Annotated in this window: 23 protein-coding genes; 8 read left to right on the top strand and 15 right to left on the bottom strand. The window is 73.1% G+C overall.

Features of this window, described 5'->3' with window-relative positions; translation table 11 throughout:
• Window positions 1–42: 42 nt before the first annotated feature.
• Window positions 43–1,155: a class I SAM-dependent methyltransferase gene (locus ACWAUO_RS00115; protein ID WP_460772055.1), complete on the bottom strand. Its 1,113-nt coding sequence runs from the start codon at window positions 1,153–1,155 to the stop codon at window positions 43–45.
• Between the two features lie 249 nt (window positions 1,156–1,404).
• On the opposite strand from ACWAUO_RS00115, the gene acs reads away from it, so the two are divergent.
• The gene (gene acs / locus ACWAUO_RS00110; RefSeq protein ID WP_460772053.1) at window positions 1,405–3,390 is read left to right on the top strand and encodes an acetate--CoA ligase; all 1,986 of its coding nucleotides are present in this window, start codon (window positions 1,405–1,407) and stop codon (window positions 3,388–3,390) included.
• Between the two features lie 25 nt (window positions 3,391–3,415).
• Entirely contained in the window at window positions 3,416–3,871 is a 456-nt protein-coding gene (locus ACWAUO_RS00105; RefSeq protein ID WP_460772052.1) for a MarR family winged helix-turn-helix transcriptional regulator, read from the top strand.
• A 62-nt stretch (window positions 3,872–3,933) separates the two neighbouring features.
• Here ACWAUO_RS00105 and ACWAUO_RS00100 read toward each other — a convergent pair whose 3' ends face one another.
• The 3 genes from ACWAUO_RS00100 to ACWAUO_RS00090 are packed head-to-tail and all read right to left on the bottom strand — an operon-like array spanning window position 3,934 to window position 7,808.
• Entirely contained in the window at window positions 3,934–4,101 is a 168-nt protein-coding gene (locus tag ACWAUO_RS00100; protein WP_460772050.1) for a hypothetical protein, read from the bottom strand.
• Between the two features lie 60 nt (window positions 4,102–4,161).
• Window positions 4,162–4,935: an EI24 domain-containing protein gene (locus ACWAUO_RS00095; protein ID WP_460772049.1), complete on the bottom strand. Its 774-nt coding sequence runs from the start codon at window positions 4,933–4,935 to the stop codon at window positions 4,162–4,164.
• A complete protein-coding gene (locus tag ACWAUO_RS00090) occupies window positions 4,929–7,808 on the bottom strand; it encodes an aminotransferase (RefSeq protein ID WP_460772047.1) in 2,880 nt (959 codons plus the stop codon). Before ACWAUO_RS00090 ends, ACWAUO_RS00095 begins: the two co-directional genes overlap by 7 nt.
• A gap of 132 nt (window positions 7,809–7,940) precedes the next feature.
• On the opposite strand from ACWAUO_RS00090, the gene ACWAUO_RS00085 reads away from it, so the two are divergent.
• Window positions 7,941–10,496: an ATP-dependent Clp protease ATP-binding subunit gene (locus ACWAUO_RS00085; protein WP_460772046.1), complete on the top strand. Its 2,556-nt coding sequence runs from the start codon at window positions 7,941–7,943 to the stop codon at window positions 10,494–10,496.
• Between the two features lie 248 nt (window positions 10,497–10,744).
• On the top strand, window positions 10,745–12,271 hold the full coding sequence (locus tag ACWAUO_RS00080; protein WP_460772044.1) for an ATP-dependent DNA ligase: 1,527 nt from the start codon (window positions 10,745–10,747) through the stop codon (window positions 12,269–12,271).
• A gap of 212 nt (window positions 12,272–12,483) precedes the next feature.
• On the opposite strand, the gene ACWAUO_RS00075 is transcribed toward ACWAUO_RS00080, so the two are convergent.
• From ACWAUO_RS00075 to ACWAUO_RS00045, 7 genes are all read right to left on the bottom strand, one after another.
• A complete protein-coding gene (locus tag ACWAUO_RS00075) occupies window positions 12,484–13,755 on the bottom strand; it encodes a sugar ABC transporter permease (RefSeq protein WP_460772043.1) in 1,272 nt (423 codons plus the stop codon).
• Window positions 13,752–14,561, bottom strand: a complete 810-nt coding sequence (locus ACWAUO_RS00070; protein ID WP_460772041.1) for an ATP-binding cassette domain-containing protein — start codon at window positions 14,559–14,561, stop codon at window positions 13,752–13,754. The genes ACWAUO_RS00075 and ACWAUO_RS00070 overlap by 4 nt, the downstream gene beginning before the upstream one ends.
• Window positions 14,562–14,641: 80 nt before the next feature.
• Window positions 14,642–15,718, bottom strand: a complete 1,077-nt coding sequence (locus ACWAUO_RS00065) for a sugar ABC transporter substrate-binding protein (RefSeq protein WP_460772039.1) — start codon at window positions 15,716–15,718, stop codon at window positions 14,642–14,644.
• Between the two features lie 148 nt (window positions 15,719–15,866).
• A complete protein-coding gene (locus ACWAUO_RS00060) occupies window positions 15,867–17,105 on the bottom strand; it encodes a sugar ABC transporter permease (protein ID WP_460772038.1) in 1,239 nt (412 codons plus the stop codon).
• Between the two features lie 7 nt (window positions 17,106–17,112).
• The gene (locus tag ACWAUO_RS00055; protein WP_460772036.1) at window positions 17,113–17,988 is read right to left on the bottom strand and encodes an ATP-binding cassette domain-containing protein; all 876 of its coding nucleotides are present in this window, start codon (window positions 17,986–17,988) and stop codon (window positions 17,113–17,115) included.
• Between the two features lie 33 nt (window positions 17,989–18,021).
• Entirely contained in the window at window positions 18,022–19,098 is a 1,077-nt protein-coding gene (locus ACWAUO_RS00050) for a sugar ABC transporter substrate-binding protein (protein ID WP_460772034.1), read from the bottom strand.
• Window positions 19,099–19,105: 7 nt separating this feature from the next.
• Window positions 19,106–20,293: an ROK family transcriptional regulator gene (locus ACWAUO_RS00045; protein ID WP_460772033.1), complete on the bottom strand. Its 1,188-nt coding sequence runs from the start codon at window positions 20,291–20,293 to the stop codon at window positions 19,106–19,108.
• 105 nt (window positions 20,294–20,398) lie between these two features.
• On the opposite strand from ACWAUO_RS00045, the gene ACWAUO_RS00040 reads away from it, so the two are divergent.
• Entirely contained in the window at window positions 20,399–21,178 is a 780-nt protein-coding gene (locus tag ACWAUO_RS00040; RefSeq protein ID WP_460772031.1) for an LLM class flavin-dependent oxidoreductase, read from the top strand.
• Between the two features lie 63 nt (window positions 21,179–21,241).
• Complete coding sequence (locus tag ACWAUO_RS00035) at window positions 21,242–21,625, top strand: DoxX family protein (RefSeq protein ID WP_460772029.1); 384 nt, start codon at window positions 21,242–21,244, stop codon at window positions 21,623–21,625.
• A 4-nt stretch (window positions 21,626–21,629) separates the two neighbouring features.
• On the opposite strand, the gene ACWAUO_RS00030 is transcribed toward ACWAUO_RS00035, so the two are convergent.
• The 4 genes from ACWAUO_RS00030 to ACWAUO_RS00015 are packed head-to-tail and all read right to left on the bottom strand — an operon-like array spanning window position 21,630 to window position 24,646.
• On the bottom strand, window positions 21,630–22,196 hold the full coding sequence (locus tag ACWAUO_RS00030) for a dihydrofolate reductase family protein (RefSeq protein ID WP_460772027.1): 567 nt from the start codon (window positions 22,194–22,196) through the stop codon (window positions 21,630–21,632).
• Between the two features lie 55 nt (window positions 22,197–22,251).
• Complete coding sequence (locus ACWAUO_RS00025) at window positions 22,252–23,115, bottom strand: NYN domain-containing protein (RefSeq protein ID WP_460772026.1); 864 nt, start codon at window positions 23,113–23,115, stop codon at window positions 22,252–22,254.
• Complete coding sequence (locus tag ACWAUO_RS00020) at window positions 23,115–24,110, bottom strand: Gfo/Idh/MocA family protein (protein ID WP_460772025.1); 996 nt, start codon at window positions 24,108–24,110, stop codon at window positions 23,115–23,117. Before ACWAUO_RS00020 ends, ACWAUO_RS00025 begins: the two co-directional genes overlap by 1 nt.
• Window positions 24,107–24,646, bottom strand: a complete 540-nt coding sequence (locus ACWAUO_RS00015; protein ID WP_460772023.1) for a hypothetical protein — start codon at window positions 24,644–24,646, stop codon at window positions 24,107–24,109. The genes ACWAUO_RS00020 and ACWAUO_RS00015 overlap by 4 nt, the downstream gene beginning before the upstream one ends.
• A 224-nt stretch (window positions 24,647–24,870) precedes the next feature.
• On the opposite strand from ACWAUO_RS00015, the gene ACWAUO_RS00010 reads away from it, so the two are divergent.
• Both ACWAUO_RS00010 and ACWAUO_RS00005 read left to right on the top strand, forming a co-directional pair.
• Entirely contained in the window at window positions 24,871–25,884 is a 1,014-nt protein-coding gene (locus ACWAUO_RS00010) for a LacI family DNA-binding transcriptional regulator (protein WP_460772021.1), read from the top strand.
• A gap of 169 nt (window positions 25,885–26,053) precedes the next feature.
• Window positions 26,054–26,370 (top strand): class II aldolase/adducin family protein (locus tag ACWAUO_RS00005; protein WP_460773264.1); only part of this gene is annotated, 317 nt, incomplete at its 3' end.

Here is a 26,370-nt window from a genome sequence, read left to right as displayed (position 1 = left end):
CCCCCGGCCTTTCCTCCAGAAGCGCCGGGGGCGGTCTCCGTCTCAGGCCCGGCGCACCGACGCGGTCACCGTGAACTTCGCGTCGCGGGCGACCTGCCGCGTCGGGCCGACGATCCGCTCCAGCAGCGGCCGGTAGCGCAGGTGCGAGTTCCACACCGTCCACAGCTCGCCGCCCTCGCGGAGCACGCGCGCGGCGTCCTCGAACATCCGCGGCGCCACCGAATCGGTCACCGCCGCGCCGGAGTGGAACGGCGGGTTCAAGGCGATGAACGCCGCGCTGCCGTCGTGCAGGCTCCCGAGGAGGTCGTCGCGGACCACCCGCACCCGGTCGTCCACGTGGTTCGCCGCCGCGGTGGCCTGTGCCGACGCGACCGCCGCCGCAGACTGATCCGACGCGTGCACCGCGCGTCCCGGATGCCGGAGCGCCAACGCCGTCGCCACGACACCCGTGCCGCAGGCATAGTCGACCAGGGGCCCGTCGGCCGGGACCTGGGCGGGCAGGTTCGCGAGCAGCATCCGGGTGCCGATGTCGATGCCGGCGCCCGCGAACACCCCGCCGTACGCGCACACCGTGATGCCGTCGACCTCGGCGCGGCGGGGCCGCGGCTCCGCACCCTCCTGCGGGTCGGACGCGATGAGCACGCGGGACTTCTGTCGTGCGTGCGTGACATCGACCCGGCCGAAGTGGCGCCGGAGCACGTCGTTCATCGCGAGGGTCATGTGCTTGATCCGGCCGCCGGCGTACACGACCGCGTCGGATGCGGCATACGCGGCGACGAGCCCGGCGACGTCGTCGAGCGCGTCGAGCGAGCGGGGGAGGCGGAGCAGGACGAGCCGCGCGTCCTGCACGAGCCCGGCCGACAGCGGTGACGAGGTGAACGCGTCGGTGAGTCCGAGCGCGGCGGCGTTCCGTGCCAGCGCGCGCTCGCCGGTCAGCGGGTCCTGATGGACCCGGATGTCGCGGGCGCCGGCGTGGGCCGCCGCGAGGGTCAGCGCGCCGTAGCCGTCGCCGATGACGACCAGCTCGCCAGGGCCTGCGAGCGTGCGCGCGTCGAGCGACTCGTCCAGGAGCAGCCGGTCGGCCGCATCCGAGGCGACGAGGCCGGGCCCCTCGACATCGGGGGACCGGCGCAGCGCATCGAAGGGGAAATCCACCTGTTCACGGTACTCGCGCGGGGCGCTGGCCGCCGCCGCATCCCGAACCGGGACAGGTGATTCGGCGGATGCAGGCGGATGCGGCGCCCGAACCACCTGATCCCGCCGAATCACCTGATCCGGTGCAGCCGCGGCGCAGCACCCGGGGCGGCAGCGCGGGCGCTGAGCGTCACAGTGCGTCACCCGTTTTTGCGCGGGCGGCGCGGGAACGGATGCTGGGAGCACCACGCCCCCGGACACGGAAACCCCATGAGCACGATCGCGCACGACGACACCATCCACAGCCTCCTCGACGAACGGCGCGCCTTCCCGCCGCCGCCGGCGTTCGCGGCGCAGGCCAACGTGACGCCCGCGTGGATCGAGCGCGAATGGATCCAGCGCGCCGGCGCCGACCCCGAGGCCTTCTGGACCCACCGCGCCGCCGAGGTGCTGGACTGGCACGAGCCGTGGCACACCGCGCACACCTGGGCGCCCACCGACGGCGAGTCCATCCCGCGGGCCACGTGGTTCGAGGGCGGCACGCTCAACGCGTCGGTCAACGCCGTCGACCGGCACGTCGCCGCCGGCCACGGCGACCGGGTCGCGTTCCACTTCGAGGGGGAGCCGGGCGACCGCCGCACCCTCACGTACGCCGAGCTGCAGCGCGAGGTGGCGAAGGCCGCGAACGCCCTGCTCGCCCTCGGCATCGGCAAGGGCGACCGCATCGTCGTGTACCTGCCCGTGCTGCTCGAGACGATCATCATCCAGCTCGCCGCCGCCCGCATCGGCGCCATCCACTCGCTCGTCTTCGGCGGCTTCTCCGCGGATGCGGTGCGGTTCCGCGTCGAGGACACCGGCGCCAAGCTGCTCGTCACCACCGACGGGCAGTTCCGCCGCGGTACCGCCGTGCCGGTGAAGGCGCAGGCCGACGCCGCCGTCGAGGGTGTCGACACGATCGAGCACGTGCTGGTGATCCGGCGCACGGGCTCGGACATCGCCTGGACCGAGGGCCGCGACGTCTGGTGGCACGACACCGTCGACGTCGCCCCCGACGTGCACGAGCCGGAGTTCTTCGACGCCGAGACGCCGCTGTTCATCATCTACACGAGCGGCACCACCGGGAAGCCGAAGGGCCTCGTCCACACCACCGGCGGCTGGCTCACCCACGTCGCGTGGAGCTACTGGGCGGTGTTCGACGCGAAGCCCGAGACCGACGTCTACTGGTGCACCGCCGACCTCGCCTGGGTCACCGCGCACAGCTACGAGACCTACGGCCCGCTCCTGAACGGCATGACGAGCGTCATCTACGAGGGCACGCCCGACACCCCGACGTGGGAACGGCACTTCGAGATCATCGAGCGCTACGGCGTCACGACCTACTACACGGCGCCCACCCTCATCCGCTCGCTCATGAGCCGGTTCCCCGACGGCCCGCCCGCCCGGTACGACCTGTCCACGCTGCGCCTGCTCGGCACGGTGGGGGAGGCGATCAACCCCGAGGCGTGGGTGTGGTTCCACGCGAACCTCGGCCGCGGCGAGTGCCCGATCGTGGACACCTGGTGGCAGTCCGAGACCGGTGCGTCCATCGCCGCGCCCCTCCCGGGCGTCTCCACGCTGAAGCCCGGCTCGGCGCTCACCGCCCTGCCGGGACTGTCCATCAAGGTCGTCGACGCGGAGGGCCGCGAGGTCGGTCCCGGTGGCGGCGGCCTCCTCGTCGTCGCCGGCACCTGGCCGGGCATGTCGCGGACCGTGTGGGGGAACCCCGAGCGCTACCGCGACTCCTACTGGAAGCGCTTCGCCGAGCAGGGCTACTTCCTCGCCGGCGACGGCGCGAAGCTCGACGCCGACGGTGACGTGTGGGTGCTCGGCCGGGTCGACGACGTCATCAACGTCTCCGGCCACCGGCTGTCCACGATCGAGATCGAGTCCGCGCTCGTGGCCCACCCGGCGGTCGGCGAGGCAGCGGTCGTCGGGGTCACCGACGCCGTCACGGGGCAGGCGATCGCCGCGTTCGTGACCGGGGATGCGGATGCGGCGGCCCTCCGCCGCCACGTGCGCGAGGTGATCGGCCCGGTCGCCCAGCCCAAGCACGTCTTCCTCGTGCCCGATCTGCCGAAGACCCGCAGCGGCAAGATCATGCGGCGCCTGCTCGTCGACATCGTCGACGGGCGCCCCCTCGGCGACACCACGTCGCTGCAGGACGAGACGGTGCCGCCGCGGATCGCCGAGGTCGTCGCCGCGGCGCTCGGGCGCTGAGCGCCCCCGTCGATACGATGGGGTGATGGAGCACGAGGCGGCACGTCCGGCAGGCACCCGTCGGCCACCGTTCAGCCCGGTCATCTCGCTGTTGACCGTCTCCGGCGTCTGGGAGGGGCAGCTGGCGGCGGCGCTGAAGCGCATCGGCCTGACCACGCGCAAGTACGCGCTGCTCGCGCACATCAAGGCGACGCCCGGGATCTCCTTCTCCGAACTCGCGCGGCGCTCGCAGATCACCGTGCAGACCGCGCACACCGCGGTGCGCTCGCTCGTGGTCGACGGGCTCGTGAAGGACGGCACGGCGCACGCCGGCGCCGCATCCGACCTCACGGTCACCCCGGCAGGGGAGCGTGCACTGGAGGAGGCGGACGCGCAGCTCGCCCGACTCGACGGGATCCTGAGTTCCGGCGTCCCGGAGCTCACCGCCGCCCTCCGCGGCCTGCACGAGGAGCCGTTCGGGGAGAACCTTCAGCTCGACTGAAGGTCAGACACTCCGAAGGCCCCGCCGAGCGGACTCGACGGGGCCTTCGTGGATGTCTGTGGTTACTTCGCCTTGACGTGGATCGGAAGGGCCATCGCCAGCGAGATCAGCAGGATGCCGCCGATGAACGAGATGGCGGGCAGGGCCGACCAGATGGTGTCGAGCGAGAAGGCGATGCCCATGGCGGCCATCCCGGCCAGGAACAACAGCAGCGAGACGACGAACAGCATGGCGCTCCTTCAGAGAAGATTGCCTCAAGGATACCGGTACCGGAGGGCTGGTCGCGACACTCACGTGCTCGCCGCGCCGGAGGCCGCCGCATCCCGCGCGAGCAGGGTCGCCCCGACCACCGCGGCGGGCATCGTGATCACGGCGCCGAGCGGGACGAGGAAGCACAGCTGGGTGGCCACGCCGAACCCGAGGGTGCGGCCGCCGCGGGCCCGCAGGAGCGCGCGACGGGCCCGTCGGCCGAGCCCGCGGGCGGCCAGGGCGCGCGAGGCGAGTTCGTCCGCGAGGAGGCGCCCGGTGAGGATGACGCCCACCACGGTCGCGGCGACGCCGCCGACGACCGGGACGAGGCCGATGAGGAACGCGAGCACGCCGACCCCCGCGCCGCGGACGATGAGGTCGACCCCGTCGCCGACGGACCGCCAGAAGCCGGGACCGGCATCGGGCACGGCACCTGCGCCCTCGCTCTCCACCGCCCGCCAGATGCGGTCGTAGAACGGCTCGCCCACGATGAGGGTCAGTGCGGTGAACGTGACCGCCGTGATCGCGAGGGCCGCGCCGAACACCGCGGCGCCGACCGCGACGCGCAGGAGCACGCTCCACACGTCCGGCCAGCCGGCGGCGAACGGGGTGAGCGTCTCGGCGAGCGCGGGCAGTTGCAGCGCGAGCGCGAGGAGCGCCGCGCCGAGGGCGACGCTCACGATCGCCGCCGGCACGAGACCGAGGAGCATGAGACCCGGGCGCCGCCGCCACCAGCCGAAACCCCGTCCGAGCAACGCCGCGCCGGCCGCGAACTCCCGCGTCCACGGGCGACGCGGGGCCGCGGGCGTCACCATCCCGTCTCCAGCACGTGCCGCAGCTGCGCGATGAACGCGTCGGCGCTCGCCCGGCTGAAGCACATCGGCGGCTTCACCTTGAGGATGTTCTGGTGGTCGCCGGTCGGCTGCGCGAGGATGCCGCGCTCGCGCAGGCGGGTGCAGATCGCCGCGGTCTCGGCGGTCGCGGGCGTCCACGCGTCGCGGTCGGTCACGAGCTCGGGTCCGAGGTAGAAGCCCGATCCGTGCACCGTGCCGATCAGCGGATGCTCGGCGGCGAGTTCCGCGAACCGCGCGACGAGGTACGCGCCCACCGCGGCCGCGTTCTCCTGCAGCCGTTCGTCGCGGATCGCGTCGAGCACGGCCAGGCCCACCGCGCAGGAGACGGGACTGCCGCCGGCGGAGGAGAAGAAGTACCCGCCCGCGCGGTACGCGTCCGCGATCCGGCGGGTCGTGACGACGGCACCGATCGGGTGCCCGTTGCCCATTGCCTTCGCCGTCGCGACGATGTCGGGGACGACGCCCTGCTGCTCGAAGCCCCAGAAAACCTCGCCCAGGCGCCCGAAGCCGACCTGCACCTCGTCGGCGACCGCGAGGCCGCCGACCGTGCGGACCGCGTCGTACACCTCCCGCAGGTAGCCGTCCGGGAGCGCGATGCCGCCGGCGTTGCCCATGACGGCCTCGGTGATGAAGGCGGCCGGCGGCGTGCCGTCCGCGGCGAGGCGGACGATCGCGTCGGCCGCCTCGGTCGCGTACCGGTGGGCGTCGGCGCCGCGGTGCGCCCCGCGGAAGGCGTTCGGCACGTCGACCGTGTGCACCCAGGCGGGCCGGGTCTCCAGCGCCGCAGGATTGTCGGCGATCGAGGTGGACACCGCATCCGAGAGGTACGTCCACCCGTGGTAGGCCTCGCGGACGGCCACGACGTCGCGCCGACCGGTGGCCGCCTGCGCGAGCCGGAGCGCCAGGTCGACCGCCTCGGAGCCGCTGTTGACGAGGAACACGGTGTCGAGGGGGTCGGGGAGGAGCGCCGCCAGCCGCTCGGCGTACTCCACGACGGCGGGGTAGTGGAAGCGGGAGTTCGTGTTCAGCATCCGCCACTGCGCGGTGCTCGCCGCGACCACGCCGGGATGGGCGTGGCCGACCGCGGTGACGTTGTTGAGGGTGTCGAGGTAGACGCGGCCGTGCTGGTCGACGAGGTACTCGCGCCAGCCGCGCACGATGACCGGCGGGTCGTCGTAGTAGTGCTCCTGCACCGTGGCGAACACGGCGTCGCGGCGGCGGAGGAGGTCTGCGGCGTCGACCGGGCCGGGTGCGGGCGGCACATCGGCGACGAGCGCGGTGGGGTCGGCGACGACCGTGCGCCAGGCGTCGAACATCGACCGCTCGACGAACGCCGGGGCGTCGACGGCTCCCGCCCGCACGCGGGCCGCACGGCTCACGGTGCCGATGCGGTCGCCTGCGCGCACCGGACCGTGCGCCTGGTCGGCGAGGCCCGCCACGTGCAGCGGCACCGGTCCGCCGACGAGCAGGGCGCCGTCGTCGTCGAACGTGAGGGCGCCGTCCCACGGTGCCTGCAGTGCCACCGGGGCCGCGACGTGCATCGTGACGTCGAGCGCGGTGTTGGCCGGCTCCTCCGGCGACGGGGCGGGGGAGCGGGTGAGCCGGCTCTCGCCGAACCGCGTCAGCACGAGGTCGGCGCCGTCTGCCAGCGCCTCGGCGACGAGCGCGTCCTCCGCATCCGGATCGAGCCAGTGGCCCTCGTCGAGCGCGGGCGAGGATGCGGACAGGTCGAGCACCCGGATGCCGCGGCCGGTCGCATCCGCGAGGAGCCGCCCGGCCGGCGGGAGGTGCAGCGGGTGCCGCGGCCGGCCCACCGCGGCGGCGACGAGCGCCGTGCCCACCTCGATCGGCACCGACAGCGCCTGCTCGAGGATGCGCAGTTCGCCGGCGAGGTTGCCCGCCGCGTAGGCGTTGCCGGGGTCGGCCGCGATCACCTGGTGCGCGCTCGCGACGAGCGTCGCGCCGCGGAGGACGAGCAGCGGCCAGAACGCGGCGACCTCGGCGTCGCTGAGCGGACGCAGGTCGGCGTAGGCCTGCACCGCCGCCATGACACTGGGCAGGGTCGCGCCGTCGTGGTGGAGGAGGGACGAGCAGGTGATGACGATCTCGCCCACCGTCCAGGTGCGGGTGAGGTCGCCGAGGTCGATGAGGCCGTCCGGCAGTCCGTCGGGGCCCGTGACCACGTTGTCGTCGGTGAGGTCGCCGTGGATGGGCTGCATCGGCAGGTCCGCCGCCACCTCGTCGAGGTGCGCGCGGGCGAGGGTCGCCGCGTCGGCGATGCGGCTGCGGAGCGTCCCGTCCGTCACCGACGGCAGCAGCTCGTCGAGCGCGGCCGTCGCGTGGCGGAGGTCCCACTGCTGGGCGCGCTCCACGCCCGGGTGCGAGAACTCCACGAGGGCGAGGTCGGTCTGGGCCGCGAGCCGGCCGAGCGCCCGGACGACCGCGGGCCGCAGGTACCGGTCTCCGGAGAGCGTGTCGCCCTCGAGGAAGTCGAGCAGCCGCGCGCGGGCGGTGACGCCGCCGATCCCGACGGGCCGGACGCTCGTGCCGTCCGCCGCGCGGCGCGCGAGCGGCACCCGGATGCCGCCCCGCGCGTGGATGAGCGACGCCGCGTCGGACTGCGCCTCGAGCTCGGCCTCGCGCACCGCCTGATTCGCGATCTTCAGCAGCATCCGCGGGCCGCCGTCGGCCGGGGTCAGCAGCACGTTCCGGTCCTGGTGGCTGCCGAGCGACCGGGCGGATGCGGTGACGCCGAAGACCGCGGCGGCGATCCGCGCGGCCGACTCGTCGTCGAGCGGGGGTGGGGCGTCGGGGACGAGGGGCGTGGGCGACATGCGTGATTCTCCCGGGTCGGCTGCGTCGAGCGTATCCGGTGGGAATACCCGGCCGCGGGTGACGTTTACCTTGATACGTATCGCCTCAACTTTGTAACCTTGAGGCACATCGACTCAGATACAGGAGACTTCATGCCCGAAGACATGACCCCCGACTCGGGGTTCGACGGTCGTGGCGCGTTCGACGAGTTCCTGGCGCGCTATCTCGAAGGTGAGCGCGCCCGCGCTGCGCGGTCGATCGACCTCAGCCGGTTCCTCGCCGCGCGTACGCAGGAGATCCTGCAGGCCGCCGGCCGTTACGCGATCGAGCGGGGTCAGCGCGAGCTCGACGCGCTCCACATCCTCCACGAGCTCGTGGGCGCCTCGCCCGTCCGGGAGGCCGTCACGCGCATCGGCGCGGACCCCGCGCGGATCGTGCGCGCCGTCGAGGAGCGGCTGCCCGCCGCATCCGGCACCGCCGACGTCGACGGGGCGGTCATCATGCCCTCCGCACAGCGGGCGCTGTTCCACGGCTTCCAGGTCGCACGCTCGTCGGGATCGACCTACGTCGGCCCGGAGCACCTCTTCTTCGCGCTCGTGCTCGCCCAGGACACCCCGGCCGGGCAGGTGCTCGCCGACGCCGGCGTCACCGCCGAGGCGCTGACCCAGGGCATCCGCGAGACCGTCGGCACCGAGGAGGGTGCGACCGCCGAGGCGGCGGGCGAGTCGTCCTCCGACACCCCCATGCTCGAGCGGTTCGGCACCGACCTCACCGCCCGCGCCCGCGACGGCCGGCTCGACCCGGTCATCGGGCGCGACGACGAGATCGAGCAGGTCATCGAGATCCTCAGCCGGCGCACGAAGAACAACCCCGTACTCATCGGCGAGGCCGGTGTCGGCAAGACCGCCATCGTCGAGGGCCTTGCACAGGCGATCGTCGCGGACGCGGTGCCCGAGCAGCTGCGCGGCAAGCGCGTGGTCTCGCTCGACCTGCCCGCCATGGTCGCCGGCGCCCGGTACCGCGGCGACTTCGAGGAGCGGCTCACCCAGACCATGGGCGAGATCGCCGAGCACACCGACGAGCTCATCGTCTTCATCGACGAGGTGCACACCGTGGTCGGTGCCGGTGCGGGCGGTGACGGCGCCATGGACGCCGGCAACATCCTGAAGCCCCGGCTCGCCCGTGGCGAGCTCCACCTCGTCGGCGCGACCACGCTCGCCGAGTACCGCACGATCGAGAAGGACCCGGCGCTCGAACGCCGCTTCCAGCCGGTCAAGGTCGGCGAGCCCTCCGTCGAGGACGCCGTCCGCATCCTGCAGGGCCTCCGCGGTGCCTACGAGGACCACCACGGCGTGAGCTTCACGGATGCCGCGCTCCGCGCCGCCGTCGAGCTCGGCGACCGCTACCTCACCGACCGGGTGCTGCCGGACAAGGCCATCGACCTCATCGACCAGGCGGGGGCCCGGCTGCGGCTGCGGCTCGGCGTCGCGGTCGACGTACAGGCCCTCATGGCCGAGCTCGCGACCCTCGAGGCCGACAAGAACGCGGCCGTCGCCGCGGAGCGGTACGAGGACGCATCCCGGCTGCGCGACCGCATCCAGGAGGTGCAGGCGCGCATCGCCGACGCGACGACGCAGGCCACCGGCCGCACGTCCGCCGTCGTCGACGAGGCCGAGATCGCCGCGGTCGTCAGCCGTGCCACCGGCATCCCGGTCACCCGGCTCACCGCGACCGAGCGGGAGCGCCTCGCGCACCTGGAGGACGAGCTGCACGCCCGCGTGGTCGGGCAGCACGACGCCGTCACCGCCGTCGCCACCGCCGTCCGGCGGAACCGCACCGGCCTCGGCGACGAGGGTCGCCCGGTCGGGTCGTTCCTCTTCCTCGGACCCACCGGCGTGGGCAAGACGGAGCTGGCCAAGGCGCTCGCGCAGTCGCTGTTCGACGACGAGGGCGCGGTCATCCGCTTCGACATGAGCGAGTTCGGCGAACGGCACACCGTGTCGCGGCTCGTCGGCGCCCCTCCCGGCTACGTCGGCTACGACGAGGCCGGGCAGCTCACCGAGCGGGTGCGGCGGAACCCGTACGCCGTGCTCCTGTTCGACGAGATCGAGAAGGCGCACCCCGACGTGTTCAACCTGCTGCTGCAGGTGCTCGACGACGGCCGGCTCACCGACGGGCAGGGCCGCACGGTCGACTTCCGCAACACGGTGGTCATCATGACGAGCAACATCGGCGGCGAGTTCCTGGCATCCCGCTCCGGCGCGATCGGCTTCGTGGCCGACGGCGGCGGCGAGACCGGGTTCGGTTCGGAGAAGGACCTGCGCGACCGCGTCATGGGGCGCCTCCGCGAGGCCATGCGGCCGGAGTTCCTGAACCGGATCGACGAGATCGTGCTGTTCCGCAAGCTCGAGAAGGCGCAGCTGCGCGACATCGTCGGCCTGCTGCTGCGGGCGACCCGCGCGCGGCTCGCCCGCCGCGAGATCGCGCTCGAGGTCTCGGACGCCGCCGTGGCGTGGCTCGCCGAGACCGGGTACGAGCCGGAGTACGGCGCCCGTCCGCTCCGCCGGCTCATCCAGCGCCGGGTCGACGACCGCGTCGCCGAGCTGCTCGTGCGCGGCGACCTCGCCGACGGCGGCCGCGTCGTCGTCGACGTCGAGGGCGGCGAGCTCGCGGTGCGCGCAGCCGTCGTGGTGGCCGACGCCGCCTGACCTGCGCGGCCCCGCGCCGCGACCCTTCGCGGCTGGCACCTGGAGGCCGTCACCCCACCCGGGTGGCGGCCTCCGCCGCATCCTGACCCGGCCTCATGTGCGCAGAACTCAGGACATTCCGGCGACGGATGCCGGATCTCGCGGGTCGCGGGGAGACCGTGGCGAAATGTCCTGAGTTCTGAACGCACCGCGGCTGGGGCGGCGCAAGCCCGGGTGCGGGGTCGGCGGGCGGTGGCAGGATGCGGGACATGCTGCTGCGCGAGATCGTCGAGGCCGCCGACACGGTCGCCGCCACCAGGTCGCGGCTGCAGAAGATCGCGGCGCTCGCCGCCGTGCTGCGACGGCTCCCCCCGGAGGAGATCGCGCCGGCGGCCGGGTTCCTGCTCGCGAAGCCGCGGCAGGGGCGGGTCGGCGTCGGTTGGCGGAGCCTCCTCGCCCTGGAGGTGCCGCACGCATCCGAGCCGACGCTGACGGTCGCCGCCGTCGACGCGGCGTTCACGCGGCTCTCCGTCGCAGCCGGCGCGGGGTCGGCCGCCGTCCGCCGCGACGAGCTCACGGCGCTCGCCGCACGCGCGACCGACGCGGAGTGGGACTTCCTCGCCCGAGTGCTTCGCGGTGAGCTGCGCACCGGCGCGCTCGAGGGCGTGCTCCTCGACGCGCTCGCCGCAGCATCCGGATCGCCCGCCGCGCTCGTCCGCCGCGCGGCCATGCTCGGCGGCGACCTCGGCGCGACCGCGGTGCTCGCCCTCACCGGCACCCCCGACGAGCTCGCCGCCGTCGGGCTCGAGGTCGGGCGGCCCGTGCTGCCCATGCTCGCGTCGACCGCGGGCTCGGTCGCCGAGGCGCTCGCGACCCTCGGCACCACCGCATCCGTGGAGTACAAGCTCGACGGCGCCCGCATCCAGGTGCACCGCGACGGCGACGACGTGCGGATCCACACCCGCACCCTCGCCGACATCACCGCGCGCGTGCCCGAGATCGTCGCCGCCGTCCGCGAACTGCCGGCCAGGCGGGTCATCCTCGACGGCGAGACGCTCGCGCTCGACGAGGACGGCGGGCCGCGGCCGTTCCAGGACACGATGGCGCGCTTCGGTGCCGGCGCGCCCACGGCCGAGCTGCTGCGGCCGTGGTTCTTCGACATCCTCCACCTCGACGGTCGCGACCTGCTCGACGAACCGCTCGCGGTGCGGCGCGAGGCGCTTGCGGCGGCGGTCGGCCCCGCCCTCATCCCGGGCCTCGTCACCGGCGACCCGGCTGCGGCGGAGGCGTTCGCCCGGGACGCGCTCGCCGCGGGACACGAGGGCGTCATGGTGAAGGCGCTCGACGCGCCCTACGCCGCGGGCAGGCGCGGCAAGAGCTGGCTGAAGGTGAAGCCGGTGCTCACGTTCGACCTCGTCGTGCTCGCCGTGGAGTGGGGCTCGGGCAGGCGCACCGGGATGCTGTCGAACCTCCATCTCGGTGCCCGTGACCCCGAGGGCGCGTACGGCGAGCCGGGCGGGTTCGTCATGGTGGGGAAGACCTTCAAGGGGCTCACCGACGAGACGCTGCGCTGGCAGACCGGGTACTTCCCGACGATCGAGACGGGCCGCTCGGCGTACGCCGTGCACGTGCGCCCGGTCACGGTGGTGGAGATCGCGATCGACGGGGTGCAGCGCTCGTCGCGGTACCCGGGCGGGGTCGCGCTGCGGTTCGCACGGGTGAAGGGCTATCGGCCCGACAAGGCACCGCAGGACGCCGACACGATCGACGCCCTGCGCGCACTCCGCCACGCCTGAGCGCCGCCCCGGCCCGCCGCATCCGACCGGTTTCGGGCCGTCACGGCGTTCGGGCGGTGACGGGATTCGGGGATGTCACGGGCATCGGAGCGGATGCGGGGGATCCGCCCGAATCCGGTGACATCTCCGAACCCGGTGACCTCCCGAATCCGGTGACGCCCCGCATCCCGTGACGCCCCGCATCCCGTCGCCGAGTCCGGGACACCCGCCGGCTAGGTCCTGGCGCCGTTCGACCGGAGGCGGGAGAGCGCGTCGACCGTCGCTGCGAGGATGAGCACGCCGCCGGTGACGAGGAGGTTGATGCCGGCGGGGAGCCGCAGCAGGCCGAGCCCGTTCGTGATGACCGCGATGACGAGCGCGCCGATGGCCGCGTGCATGAGCCGCCCGCGACCGCCGAACAGGCTCACCCCGCCGACCACCGCCGCGGCGACGCCGCTCAGCACGATGTCGCGGCCGACCGTCGCGTCGACCGTGCCGACGCGCGCCACGCTCAGCAGGGCCGAGAACACGGCGAGGCTCGAGGCGATCACGAACGCCCACCACTTCACCCAGCGCACCTTGATCCCGGAGCGGCGCGCGGCCTCGGCGTTGCCGCCGATCGCGTAGATGTAGCGGCCGAACTTCGTGCGGTCCAGCACGAACGTGCCGATCCACAGGATGAGGAGCACGACCGGGACGACGACGGGCACGCCCTGCACGGCGACCACCGACTGGCCGCGGTCCTGGTTGAGGATGAACACCACGATCCCGCCGACGACCGCGATCGCCGCGAGCTTGATGAACACGAGGGAGATGGTGCGGTTCGGCACCCCCGCCCGCGCGCGGCGGCTGCGGTCCCAGAACGACGTGCCCGCCGAGACGAGCAGCATGACCGCGAGCATCGTCCAGCCCGCCCACACCGGCAGGTTGCCGTTCTGCAGCGCGATGAGCTCCGGCACCTCGATCCGGAAGAGCCCGCCCGGCCCGATGATCACGAGCGCGAGCCCCTGGAACCCGAGGAAGAGCCCGAGGGTGACCACGAACGACGGGATGCCGATCCTCGCCACGAAGAAGCCGATGAACGCCCCGGTGAGGGCGCCGAAGCCGAAGCCCGCCAGCAGCGCCAGCGGCCACGGTACGTCGAACTGCGCGTGCAGCACGACGAACAGCGCCATGCCGACGCCGCCGGTGACACCCGCGGACAGGTCGATCTCGCCGAGCAGCAGCACGAAGACGAGCGCCATCCCGAGGATGACGAGGAACGCGGCCTGGTTCAGCAGGTTCGCGAAGTTGCGTTCGGTGAGGAAGAAGGGGCTGAGGGATGCGAACAGCCCGCCCAGGACGACGAGCCCGCCGACGGCGGGGAGCGCCCCCATGTCGCCGCTGCGCACCCGCTGCCACCAGGCCCGGATCTGTTCCGTGAGCCCGCCCTCGACGCCGCTGCCGATGAGGTCGCTCGTGACCGGGTCGGGCGCGGCCTCGGTGCGGGGTGCGTCGGTGGTCATGCCGTTCCCTCCTCGGTGCGGATGGTGGACGTGTTGATGATCTCGACACCGCCGAGGGTCCTCGTGCCGGTGATGTAGCCGACGACGTCGTCGCGGGTGGTCTCGGCCGTGGGGATCTGGGCGACCAGCTGACCGAGATAGAGCACGGCGATGTCGTCGGCGACCTGGAACACGTCGACGAGGTTGTGACTGATGAGGATGACGGCGACGCCCTGCGCCGCGAGTCGCTCGACGAGGTTCAGCACCTGTTCGGTCTGCGCGACGCCGAGGGCGGCGGTCGGCTCGTCGAGGATGACCACCCGCGCCTTCTTCAGCACGGCACGGGCGATCGCGACCGTCTGCCGCTGCCCGCCGGACAGGGACGAGACCTTCTGCCGCACCGACTTCACGGTGCGCACGGACAGGGACCGGAGCGTCTCGGACGCCTCCTTCTCCATCCGCCCCTCGTCGAAGGTGCCGACCGAGAGCTCCTCCCGGCCGAGGAACATGTTCTGGACGATGTCGAGGTTGTCGCACAGTGCGAGGTCCTGATAGACGACCTCGATGCCGAGCGCCGCCGCCTCGCGCGGGGTGTGCAGATCGTGGTGCACCCCGTCGATGCGTACCTCGCCCTCGTCGTAGGGCTGGACGCCGGCGAGCCCCTTGATGAGCGTCGACTTGCCGGCGCCGTTGTCGCCGACGAGGGCCGTCACCCTGCCGGGGTACACCTTGAGGTCGACGCCCTTGAGGACGCTGACCGGGCCGAACGACTTCTTCACGCCGACCAGTTCGATGATCGGCTCGGATGCGGTGATGGTCTCTGACATGCTCGCTTCCTTGCGGCGTGGGCGGAGGTGGTGACGCGCGGAGGGCGCCGCGCCGGCTGACGCGGCGCCCTCCGGCCGGGCTACTTCGTCACTCCGAACTGCTCGCAGGCGGCCATCACGTCCGGGGTGCAGACGTCGTCGTAGGCGGCGTCGCCCGCTTCGATGACGGTCTTCACCTCGTCCGGGCCGACCAGGATCGGCGTGACCTGGATGTACGGCGTGCCGTCGTCGAGCTCGGCATCCGTCTCGACGCTCTCGCCCTGCAGCAGCGCGATCGCGACCTCGACGGCGGCGTCGGCCTCGTCCTTCACGGGCTTGTACACCGTCGCGGTCTGCCAGCCGAGCAGGATGTTCTGCAGCCCCGCGACGTTCGCGTCCTGGCCGGACACGGCGACGCCGGTGAGGTTGTTGTCCTGCAGCACCTTGATGACGCCGGCGGCGTTCGTGTCGTTCGCGGCCCACACGCCGTCCACGGTGCCCCCGAGCGAGGTGAGCGCCTGCTCGAAGTTCGTCTGCGACTTCGCCTGGTCCCAGATCCCGGGAGGCTCGGCGGCCGCGACGATCCCGGCCGCCTCCATGACCTCGACGGCCCCGTCGTGGAACATCTTCGCGTTGCCGTCGGTCGGGTCGCCGCCCATGTAGACGACCACGGCGCTCGCCGGGTCCTTGCCGGCGGCCTCGAGGCCGTCGAGGACGGTCTGGCCCTGGAGCCGGCCGACCTCGGTGTTGTCGAACGAGACGTAGTAGTCGGCGCCGGCGAACGGCCGGTCGTAGGCGATGACCGGGATGCCCTCGCTCTTCGCCTTGGTGGCGACCGTCTCCGCGGCGCCCTGATAGTCCACGAGCAGCATGACGCCGCAGCCCTGGGTGAGCTGCTGGTCGGCGATCGTGGCGTACTTGTCCTTGTCGCCCTGCGCGTTCTGGATGTCGACCTCGAAACCGGCGGCCTCGAGTCCCTCCTGCAGGTACTTGCGGTCGAAGTTCTCCCAGCGGGGGGAGGAGGCCGCGTCGGGGAGGATGACGCACGCGCGGTCCGCGGCCTCGCCGCCCCCGCCACCGGATTCGTCGCCCCCGCCGCCGCCCCCGGCGCACCCGGACAGGATCATCGCCGCGGCGCCGGAGAGGGCCGCCACAGCGAGGAGTGATGTCTTCTTCATCGTTCGCCTTTCGTCGCTGAAACACGTGATGTCAGGAGCGTCGCTGCAGCCGTCGCGCCTTGCAGCGATCCTGACCGCATCCATGCTTGGCGTCAAGAGTTGAACGTAACGCTTTGGTTGCGGCGGGTTCCCGGTTCCGAACGTGAACTCAGGCGCGGCCTGCGGCGGCCCGTGCACGGCGCGAGACGGAGTCCACGATGACCGCGAGCACGAGCACCACCCCGGTGATCATGAACCGCACCGAGGAGTCGAGGTTCAGCAGGGTGAGACCGGAGGAGATCGACTGGATCACCAGGATGCCGAGCAGCGCGGAGAAGGCGGTGCCCCGCCCGCCGAACAGGCTCGCACCCCCGATGACGGCGGCGGCGATCGCGACGAGGTTCGTGTCGCCGCCGCCGGACGCCTGGCCGGCCGAGGCCAGGCGCGCCGCGGCGAGCACGCCGCCCAGGGCTGCGAGACCCGAACACAGCGCGAACACCGACAGGTAGATGCGGTCGACCCGGATGCCGGCGCGCCTTGCCGCTTCCACGGAACCGCCGACGGCGTACACCGCCCGGCCCCAGCGGGTGCGCGTGAGGAGGAGGTGCATCCCGACCACGAGCATCACGAACAGCAGGAACATGACGCCGACACCGCGCTGCAGGTTCAGGTACCAGGCGCCGGCGAGGAGCGCCAGCAGGAGCGCGGCGGAGCGCAGCCCGATGCGCAGGTACGACTCGCTGTCGAGGTCGGCGGCCGCCCGCCGCCTCGCCCGACGCACCGCGACCACGGTGGCGGCGCCGACGGCGAGCACGACGACGAGGTACGACGCCCACCACGGCAGGAACAGCTGCTGCGCGAACTGCACGATCCAGGAGTCGAAGGGGATCGCGATGGTGCCGTCGTCGCCGAGCACCCAGAGCTGCAGCCCGAGGAACCCGAGGAGTCCCGCGAGCGTGACCACGAAGCTCGGCAGCCCGAACCGCGTGCGCAGCACCCCGTACAGGAGCCCCGCCGCGACGCCGACGCCGACGGCCGCGGCGATCGCGAGCACCGGTGGCCACTGCAGCCGCACGAACCCGACGGCGAGCACGGCCGCGGCCAGGCCCGACACCGATCCGACCGACAGGTCGATCTCGCCCAGGAGCAGCACGAGCACGACGCCGAGCGCGATCGTGCCGGTCCCCGCGCACTGCATCGTGAGGTTCACGAGGTTCTCGCTCGAGAGGAACACCGGGTTCAGGAGCTGGAACACGATCCACACCACCGCCAGCCCCAGCACCACCGGGACCGGCCCGAGGTCGCCGCTGCGCACCCTCGCCAGGCCCAGGGCCAGCAGCTCGCGCGGACCGGCACGTCCGGGTGTCACCGGCGCGGCACCGGTGTCGGCCTGCTCGGACACGCTCATGCCGGCCTCACCGGCGCCGTCCGGGTCGGCGCGGCTGCAGCGGGATGATCGGCGCTTCGTGCGGCGGCGTCTCGGGCGCCGGTTCCGGATGCGGCGGCTGCGGCGCGGGGGCCTGGCGCCCCGTGCCGACGGCGCCGGTGATGGCGGCGATGAGGGTCTCGCTCGTGACGTCGGCGATGTCGTAGACGCCGTTGTTGCGCCCGAGCCGCAGCACGACCGCCCGATCGGCGACGGCGAGCACGTCGGCCATGTTGTGACTGATGAGCACGACGCCGTGTCCGCGCTCGCGCAGCCGCTCGATGAGGTTGAGCACCTCCGCCGTCTGGGCGACGCCGAGCGCCGCGGTGGGTTCGTCGAGGATGACGACGCGCGGGTCGCCGATGAGGGATCGGGCGATGGCGACGGTCTGCCGCTGCCCGCCGGAGAGCGACGCGACCGGTGTGCGGACGGACGGGATCTTCGCGGCCAGCTCGCGCAGGAGCGCCCAGGTGCGCTGCTCCATGGCGACCTCGTCGAGCACCCGGCCGGCGCGCAGTTCCCGCCCGAGCCAGAGGTTGCCGACCACGTCGAGGTTGTCGCACAGCGCGAGGTCCTGGAACACGGTCGCGATCCCGAGCTCCTGCGCGTCGGCGGGGCTGCCGATGTGCACCGGGCCGCCGTCGAACTCGATCGTGCCCGCATCCGGCTGGTGCACCCCGGCGAGCACCTTCACGAGCGTCGACTTGCCGGCGCCGTTGTCGCCGATGAGGGCGACGACCTCGCCCGCGTCGACCCAGAACTCGACGTCGGTGAGCGCCTTCACGGCGCCGAAGCGCTTCCCGATGCCGCGCATCGTCAGCACCCGCTCGTGGGGGCGCCCGCCCACCGCCTCTGTCGTCGACATCCTCGTCACACTCTCCCGGCCAGGATGGCGACCCTACCCGATCCCCGCCGCGGCGCACGCCTGTTCGTACTGCGGCGTGCAGATGTCGGCGACGCTCCAGAAGCCGTCGGCGACGACGGTGGACATGATGTCGTCGACCGTGACCGCGACCGGGTCGAGGAGCGTGGTCGGCACGCCGTCGACCTCGGTGGGGGCGGTGACCTCCTCACCGCGCAGCAGCGCGACCGCCACGTCGGCGGCGAGCTCGGCCTGCGGCCGGATCGCCTTGTACACGGTCATGTACTGGTCGCCGGTGACCAGGCGCTGCAGGGCCGCGAGCTCCGCATCCTGCCCGGTCACGATCGGGAACGGCGTCACCCCGGCCGCTCGGAGCGCCGCGACCGCGCCGCCGGCGGTCGCGTCGTTCGCCGCGTAGACGCCGGCGATGCGGTCGCGGTGCAGCGCGATCTGTCCCGCGACCCAGTCCTGCGCCTTGTCCGGACTCCAGTCGGGGGTGCGGTACTCGGCGAGCACCTCGATGCCGGCGTCGGCCAGGATGCGGCGGGCGCCCGTGCGGAACTGTTCCGCGTTGCCGTCGGTCGGTGACCCGTTCACCATGAGGACCCCCTGGCCGGGGCGGGCGTCCCGCAGCCCCTCGACCATCGCAGCCGCCTGCAGCTCGCCGACCTTCTCGTTGTCGAACGACACGTGGTAGGCGAGGTCACCGCCCGCGACGAGCCGGTCGTAGGAGATCACCGGCACGCCCTTCGCGTTCGCGGAGGCCACGATCGCCACCGCGGCATCGGCGTCCACCGGATCGAGCACGAGCACCCCGGCCCCCGAGGCCAGCGCGGACTCGGCCTGCTGCTGCTGCTTGGCCGCGTCCTGGTCGGCGTTGGCGTAGAGCACCCGGATGTCGCCGAGCTCCGCGATGCGCTCCTCGAAGATCGGCCGGTCGAACGTCTCGTACCGGGCCGTCAGCACGTCGGGCAGCAGCAGCGCCACGGTCTCGGACGGCGCCGCCGTCTGCGGTGCGCACGCGGGGAGCGCGAGCGCGGCCGCGGCGCCGAGCGCGACCGCCCGCATCCGCATCCGCCGGAGCGGTCGGGGACGACGGACGCGGTGGGGCATGGGGCTCCTAGGCGGGGACGGCGAGCGCCTGTCCGTCGACGGTGACGTGGTCGAGCGCCATGGCGATGGCGCCGCGGGACTCGGCCCACTCGCCGAACGCCGCACCCACGATCTCGGGCAGGCCGCCGGCCGCGGGCAGCGCGGATCGCTCGAGCGAGTGCCGCATGGGGGAGAACAGGATCTCGCCGGCCTGGGCCAGTTCACCGCCGATGACGATGAGCTCCGGGTCGACGAGGTTGCACAGGCTCGCGGCGGCGATGCCGATGTGGCGGCCGGCGTCGGCGATCACCCGGCGGGCACTGCCGTCGCCGCGCTCTGCGGCGTGGAGGAGGTCGCTGAGCCGTCGCATGCCCTCCGCATGCGGGAACAGCGAGAGCAGGGCGGGGCCGCCGGCGTAGGTCTCCAGGCAGCCGCGGTTGCTGCACCGGCAGAGGGGGCCGTTCTCGTCGATCGTGACGTGCCCGATCTGCCCGGCCTTGCCGTTCACGCCGCGGAACAGGTCGCCGCCGACGACGAGTCCGGCGCTGATCGTGTGCCCGGCGCGGATGTAGACCGACGCCGATGCGCCGCGGCCGTTGCCCTCCCGCGCCTCCGCGAGGCCGCCGAGGTTCGCCTCGCTGTCGAGGAACACCGGCCGCCCGATGCGCTCCGACAGCCGCGCGGCCACGTCCACCCCCTCCCAGCCGGGGAGGAGGCCGGGGGTGGAGATCATCCCGGTGCGCGGGTCGATGGGTGCGGGCAGCGCGAGCCCGACGGCGAGGAGGCCGTCGAGCGTGCCGCCGAGCGACTCCATCATGTCGCCGAGGAGGAGCGCGAGCCGGTCGAGCTCGGCGTCGTGGCGGTGGTCCAGGGCGAGGGGGAGCGAGGTCTCCGCGACGACCGCGCGCGCGGTGTCGGCGATCGCGATGTGGAGCTGGCGCGAACTGAAGTGCGCACCGGCGACGAGGCCGAGCCGGCGGGCCAGCGACACGAGGGTCGCGCGGCGGCCGCTGCGGGAGGTCACCGAGGTGTGCAGGAGCCCGGAGGCGGTGAGCTCCTTCACGATGTTCGACACCGTGGCGGGGGAGAGGCCGGTGCTGCCGGCGAGTTCGACCTGGGTGAGTCGGCCGTGCCGCTTCAGGGCGTCGACCACGCGCGCGCGATTGGCCTCGCGGAGCGAGGTCTGCGATCCCGGCGGTGGGGTGCGACGTGCCACAGGCGCCACTGTACCCGATGCCCGAATACCCAGGTGAGGCCTGTCTTCGCACGCCGACACGGACCCCGGGTGGCGTCGGCGTCGCGGAACGGGCAGGCTCGGGGTGTGACCGCAGCATCCGCCCCCGTTTCCCTCGGCGTCGCCGGCGCACTCGGCCCCGGGCTCATCGCCGAGATCGCCGTCGCGGCCGAGGCCGCCGGATTCCACGCGCTGTGGGTGAACGACACCCCGACCGGCGATGCGTTGACGGCGCTCGCCGCGGCCGCCGACGCGACCACGACGCTGGGGCTGGCCACCGGCGTCCTGCCGCTCGACCGGCGCCCGGCAGCCGAGATCGCCGCCGCGGCGGCTGCGCTCCCGGCGGGCCGCACCACGCTCGGCGTCGGATCGGGGCAGACCCGCGTGGGCGCCCTCCGCCTCGTCGGCGACGGCGTCCGCGTGCTCCGGGCGGAGACCGGATGCCGCGTGCTCGTCGGCGCGCTCGGACCGCGGATGCGGCGGCTCGGCGCGGCGCACGCCGACGGCGTGCTGCTCAGCTGGCTGCCGCCCGCGGACGCCGCGGCCCAGGCGCAGGAGGCGCACGAGGTCGCGGACGGCGCGCACGCCGCACTGTACGTGCGGACCGCGCTGGACGACGCCGGATCGGAGCGGCTGCGGCGGGAGGCCGAGCGCTACGCCGCCCTGCCGCAGTACGGCGCGAACCTCGCCCGCATCGGAGCGGACGTGACGGACACGGTGCTCACCGGTCCCGGGGTCGAGTCGGGGCTCGACGCCTACCGCGACGCGGTGGACGAGGTGGTGCTGCGGGCGATCGTCGCCGAGGACACCGCCGACGCCTACCGCACGTTCGTCGAGGCGGCGGGGGCGATGCTTCGCGCGGCATGATCAGCTGATCGCCGCGGCGTCAAGCCGTCCGCATCCGCCCGCCCGCCCGGGTGGAATGGGCCGATGAGGACGTTCGCACGGTGGCTGCTGGCCGCCAACATGGTGTTCGCCGGTGTCAGCCACCTGTTCTGGGCGCGCAAGGAGTTCCAGGCGCAGGTGCCGGACTGGACCGTCGAGCGCACGCCGCTCGACAAGGACCAGGTGGTGCTCGCCTCCGGCGTCGCCGAGATCGCGCTGGGGACGGCGCTCGCCGCCGCGCCCGCGTCGCTCCGACCCCGGGTCGGCACCGTGCTGGCGCTCTTCTTCGCCGCCGTGTTCCCCGGCAACTGGTCGCAGTACACGCACCGACGGGACGGGTTCGGGCTCGACACCGACGTGAAGCGCCTGGTGCGCCTGTTCTTCCAGCCCGTGCTCATGGCATGGGCGTTCTGGTCGACCCGCCGCTGACCCCTCAGCGCACCGTCTCGTAGCGGGAGAGCACCGCGTCGCCGGGGAACGTCCGCGTCTCGATGAGCCGCAGGCGGGCCGGATCGAGCTCCGGCGGGAGGAACGGGATGCCGCCGCCGCCCGTGAACGCCGGGTGCGTGACGATCTCGTACTCGTCCACGAGCCCGGCCCGGATCGCGGCGGCGGCGATCGTCGCGCCGCCCACCCGCATCCGTCCGCCCTCACCGGCCTTCAGCCGCGCGATCTCGGCCACGGCGTCACCGGTGTGCAGGCGGGCGTTCCAGCCGACCGCGCCGAGGGTCGACGAGCACACGACCTTGGGCGTCTCGCGCCAGTTCTCGGCGAACGCGATCTCGTCGGGCGTCGCCCCCGGCTGCAGATCGCCGGTGGGCCAGTACGAGCTCATGGTCTCCCACAGCCCGCGGCCGTAGACGAACAGCGTCACCGCCTGCTCCTCCTGCAGCCACCACCGGAAGAGCTCGTCGCTCGGCGCGCTCCAGTCGAGCCCGCCACCGGCGGCGCTGACGTACCCGTCGAGCGAGACGTTCATGCCGTAGACGAGACGTCGCATGCACCCCATGGTCGGACACGCGGATGCTGCGCACCAGTCCCTGCGCGGACGGGCGTCAGCGCTTGTCGGCGACGAGCCGCACGCGGACGATGTTGTCGGTCTCGTCCATCTCGGCGATGTCGGGGTGCGCAGCGACGAAGTCGGTGAAGCTGCGGTGGCCGAGCGCCTTCTCGCTGAACGACGAGTCGAGCCGGGTGATGAGGCTCTTCACCGCCGAGGCGTGCTGCCACTGCGACGGGTCCTTGTCGTTCTCGAGCCGCAGCGCCCGCTCGAGCAGGTCGGCCGCCGGGTCGACCGACCGCTTGCGGGCGCGGGGCCGGGTGCCGGTGCTCTCCTTCTTGGCCTTCTCCGGCGAGGCGACGCCGGGGAGGGAGTCGTAGGTGTCGAACCGGTCGCACGCGGCGGCCAGCGACTTCGCGGTGGAGCCGGCCACGCCGACCCCGACCACGAAGCGTCCGAGCCGCTTGCAGCGCTGTGCGAGCGGGACGTAGTCCGAGTCGCCCGCGACGATGACGACGTGGGTGAGATCGGGCAGGCGGAACATGTCCTCGACCGCGTCGACCGCGAGCCGGATGTCCGCCCCGTTCTTGGCGTACGCGGCGGCGGGGAACAGCTGCACGAGGTCGACGGCGCGCGCGACCAGCTGGGTGCGGTACTCGGCGTTCACCGGCGACGACCAGTCCGCGTAGGCGCGGGTGAGCACGAGCGTGCCGAACGACGCGGCGTAGTCGATGATCGCGCCGACGTCGACGGTCGCGGCCGTGAGTTTCTGCGCGATCTCGGGGTCGACCGGCTGCTCGGCGATCTTCTGCCGGTCGCGGGAGTAGCTGTTGCGGCCGTGCACCCGGTCGTACCAGCTCATGACGATGTTGTCGAAGTCCAGGTAGACGGCGACGCGCGGATCGGCGGTGCCCGCCATCAGGCCTCCTGCGGGTAGCGGACGCCGAGCTGCGCCCGGACGTCGTCGAGCGTGCGCATGATCGCGACCGAGTCGTCGATCGGGAGCACGGGGGAGTCGGTGAGGCCTGCGGCGACGTAGGACTCCGCCGCGAGGGCCTGGTACTGCATGCCGCGACCCTCGACGCGCGACACGTACTCCTCGAGCACGGTGCCGTCCGGCGCCGTCAGCCGGAACGAGGTCGGCGTGTACCAGGTGCGGTCGACGTCGATGCGCCCCTCGGTGCCGACGATGTGCGCGGTCGTGGGACCGGCCGCCCGCGACGAGGAGATCGAGGTGGACAGTGCACCGCCGTCGTGCAGCATGATCGTCGCCGCCTCGGTGTCGGCGCCGGTCTCCGAGAGACGGCCGCGGGCGGTCACCTCGACCGGCAGGCCGAGCAGGTCGCACGCGAAGGAGATCGGGTAGATCCCGAGGTCGAGCAGCGCCCCGCCGCCGAGCTCGAGGGCGTTCAACCGGTGTGCCGGGTCGCTGGGGAGGCGCTGCGTGTGGTCGGCGAACACCGTGCGCACCTCGCCGAGCGCGCCCGACCCGACGAGCTCGCGGATGCGGACCATGTGCGGCAGGTAGCGCGTCCACATGGCCTCCATGGCGAGCACTCCGGCCTCGCGCGCCGCGTCGCGCACCTTCGCCGCCTCGTCGCCGGTCAGGGTGAACGGCTTCTCGACGAGCACGTGCTTGCCGTGCGCGATCGCGGCCAGCGCGTTCTCGGCGTGCATCGGATGCGGTGTCGCCACGTAGACGATGTCGACCTCGGCGTCGGCGACGAGCGACTCATAGGAGGCGTGGACGTTCGGGATGCCGAACTCGTCGGCGAACGCGCGGGCGGCGCCCGCGCGGCGGGAACCCACGGCGCGCACGTCGAGCCCGGCGACGCGGAGGTCGGAGGTGAACGCCTGGGCGATGCCGCCCGTGGCGAGGATGCCCCAGCGCAGGCCGGGCGAGGAGTCGCTCATCCCTCCACCGTAGTCTCGGGGTCCGACGCGGCGACAGCCGGTCGCGGCGGATCGTCCGACAGCGCCAGCAGGAACCGGAGCACGGCGTCGGCGCTGCCCTCCAGGACGGGGCCGCGCCCGAACGCCCAGTCCTGGTCGCTCGCCCGGACGGTGTGGCCGCGGACGACCGTGCGGCGGTCGAACGGGCCGCTCGTCGCCTGATAGAGCGCGACGGCGCCGGAGACCGCGGGCGGGAGCTGCGCGGTGGTTCCGAGCCCGTCGGCGAGGACGAGGAGCGCGCGGGTGGTCCGGACGAGGTCGCGGATGCTGCGGCGCCGCCCGGCCCGGACCGCCGCCGCGGCCGCGGTCAGGTCTCCGCCCTGTCGGAGGCCGGTGGCATCGAGGAACTCGGCGGCGCGACCCGGATCGGCGTCGCCGAGGATCCGCGCGGCCTCGTCGAGCAGCGCGGCCACCTGGGCGCGCCGGTCGGCGGTGACCTCGGACTCGTCGTCGGCGCGTCGCTGGGACAGGGGGAGGAAACGGGCGAAATCCGCCATGCGCAGAGCGTACCGCCGGCATCCGCCCTGCGTGTCGCAGCGCGTGCGAGCGCGGGCGGTCCGGGATGCTGGCCGCGGGGACCCCGGGGCCGCGATGTGACGTGTCACACGGCGGTGGCCCGCGCGCGACCCGGAATGTGACGTCACATCCCGTTCCGATCCCGCGCAGTGCATAATTTCCGAAGAACACGTGTGACCGTGCGCATCACGAAGGGGTCGGTGGCATGAGCGACGACGCGACGGGCAGGCGACCTAGCATCCGCGATGTCGCGCGGCTCGCGGGGGTCTCGCACCAGACCGTGTCGCGCGTGATCAACAACCACCCCAGCATCCGGCCGGAGACGAAGGACCGGGTGCTGCAGGTCATGAACGACCTGTCGTACCGCCCGAACCGGGCCGCGCGCGCCCTCGTCACGAGCCGGTCGCAGACCATCGGCATCCTGTCGTCGTCGAGCACCCAGTACGGGCCGGCCTCGAGCATCGCGGCGATCGAGGCGGCGGCCCGCGCCCGCGGGTACTGGGTGAGCACGGCGAACATCGAGCCGCGGGAGCCCGAGTCGATCGCCGCCGGGATCGCGCACCTCATGGCGCAGTCGGTCGAGGGGCTCGTCGTGATCGCGCCGCAGGTGCGGGTGTTCCGCGCCCTCGCCTCGCAGCAGCTCGATGTCCCGTACGTGACGCTGCAGTCGACCGTGCTCGACGAGCAGCACACCCTCTCGGTCGACCAGGTGGCCGGCGCGCGGCTCGCCACCCGTCACCTTATTTCCCACGGTCACCGGGGGATCTATCACCTGGCGGGTCCGCAGGACTGGATCGAGGCCGAGGCGCGGATGCGCGGGTTCCTGGAGGAGATGGGGGCGCACGACATCCCCACCACCGCCCCCATCCTCGGCGACTGGACGGCGGAGTTCGGCTACTACGCCGGCCGCGAGCTGCTGCGCGTGCGGGACTTCACCGCGGTGTTCTCCTCGAACGACCAGATGGCGCTCGGGCTCATGCACGCGATCCGCGACGAGGGGCTCGACGTCCCGCGCGACATCAGCGTCGTCGGCTTCGACGACGTGCCCGAGGCCGCGCACTACTGGCCGCCGCTGACGACCGTCCGGCAGGACTTCACGGAGCTCGGGCGCCGCTGCGTCGCGCTGCTGCTCGGACCGGAGGACGGGGCGGACCCGGTGCCGGGCACGATCGCGCCCGAGCTGATCGTGCGGGGGTCCACCGCGCCCGCGCTGCGCTGAGTGCCGTTACCGATCCGAGATCAATCCGAGTTGACACCGGCGCCCGGCGCCTGGCTATAGTGTCGCAATGTGAACGGTCACATCGACCATCACACGAGCTGCACGACAACGAGGTCTCATCTTGAACCGGTCCCAGAACGCCACCCAGCGCGACGCCTACGTCGACGGTGTGAAGACCGAGGTCGCCATCGCGCGGGTGCGTGAGGAGGTGGCGCGGCTGCATGCGGAGCTGGTGCGGTACGGGCTGGTCGTGTGGACGGGTGGGAACGTGTCGGGCCGGGTGCCGGGGGCGGATCTGTTCGTGATCAAGCCGTCGGGGGTGTCCTACGACGAGCTGGCGCCGGAGAACATGATCCTGTGCGACCTGGACGGCAACGTGGTCCCCGGCACGCCCGGCAGTGATCGTTCCCCGTCGAGTGACACGGCGGCGCACGCCTACGTGTACCGGAACATGCCGGAGGTCGGTGGTGTGGTGCACACGCATTC

The sequence above is a fragment of the Microbacterium sp. GXF7504 genome (genome assembly GCF_054798235.1).
The sequence above is the reverse complement of the archived record's forward strand: the minus strand, read 5'-3'. Positions and strand labels throughout refer to the sequence as shown.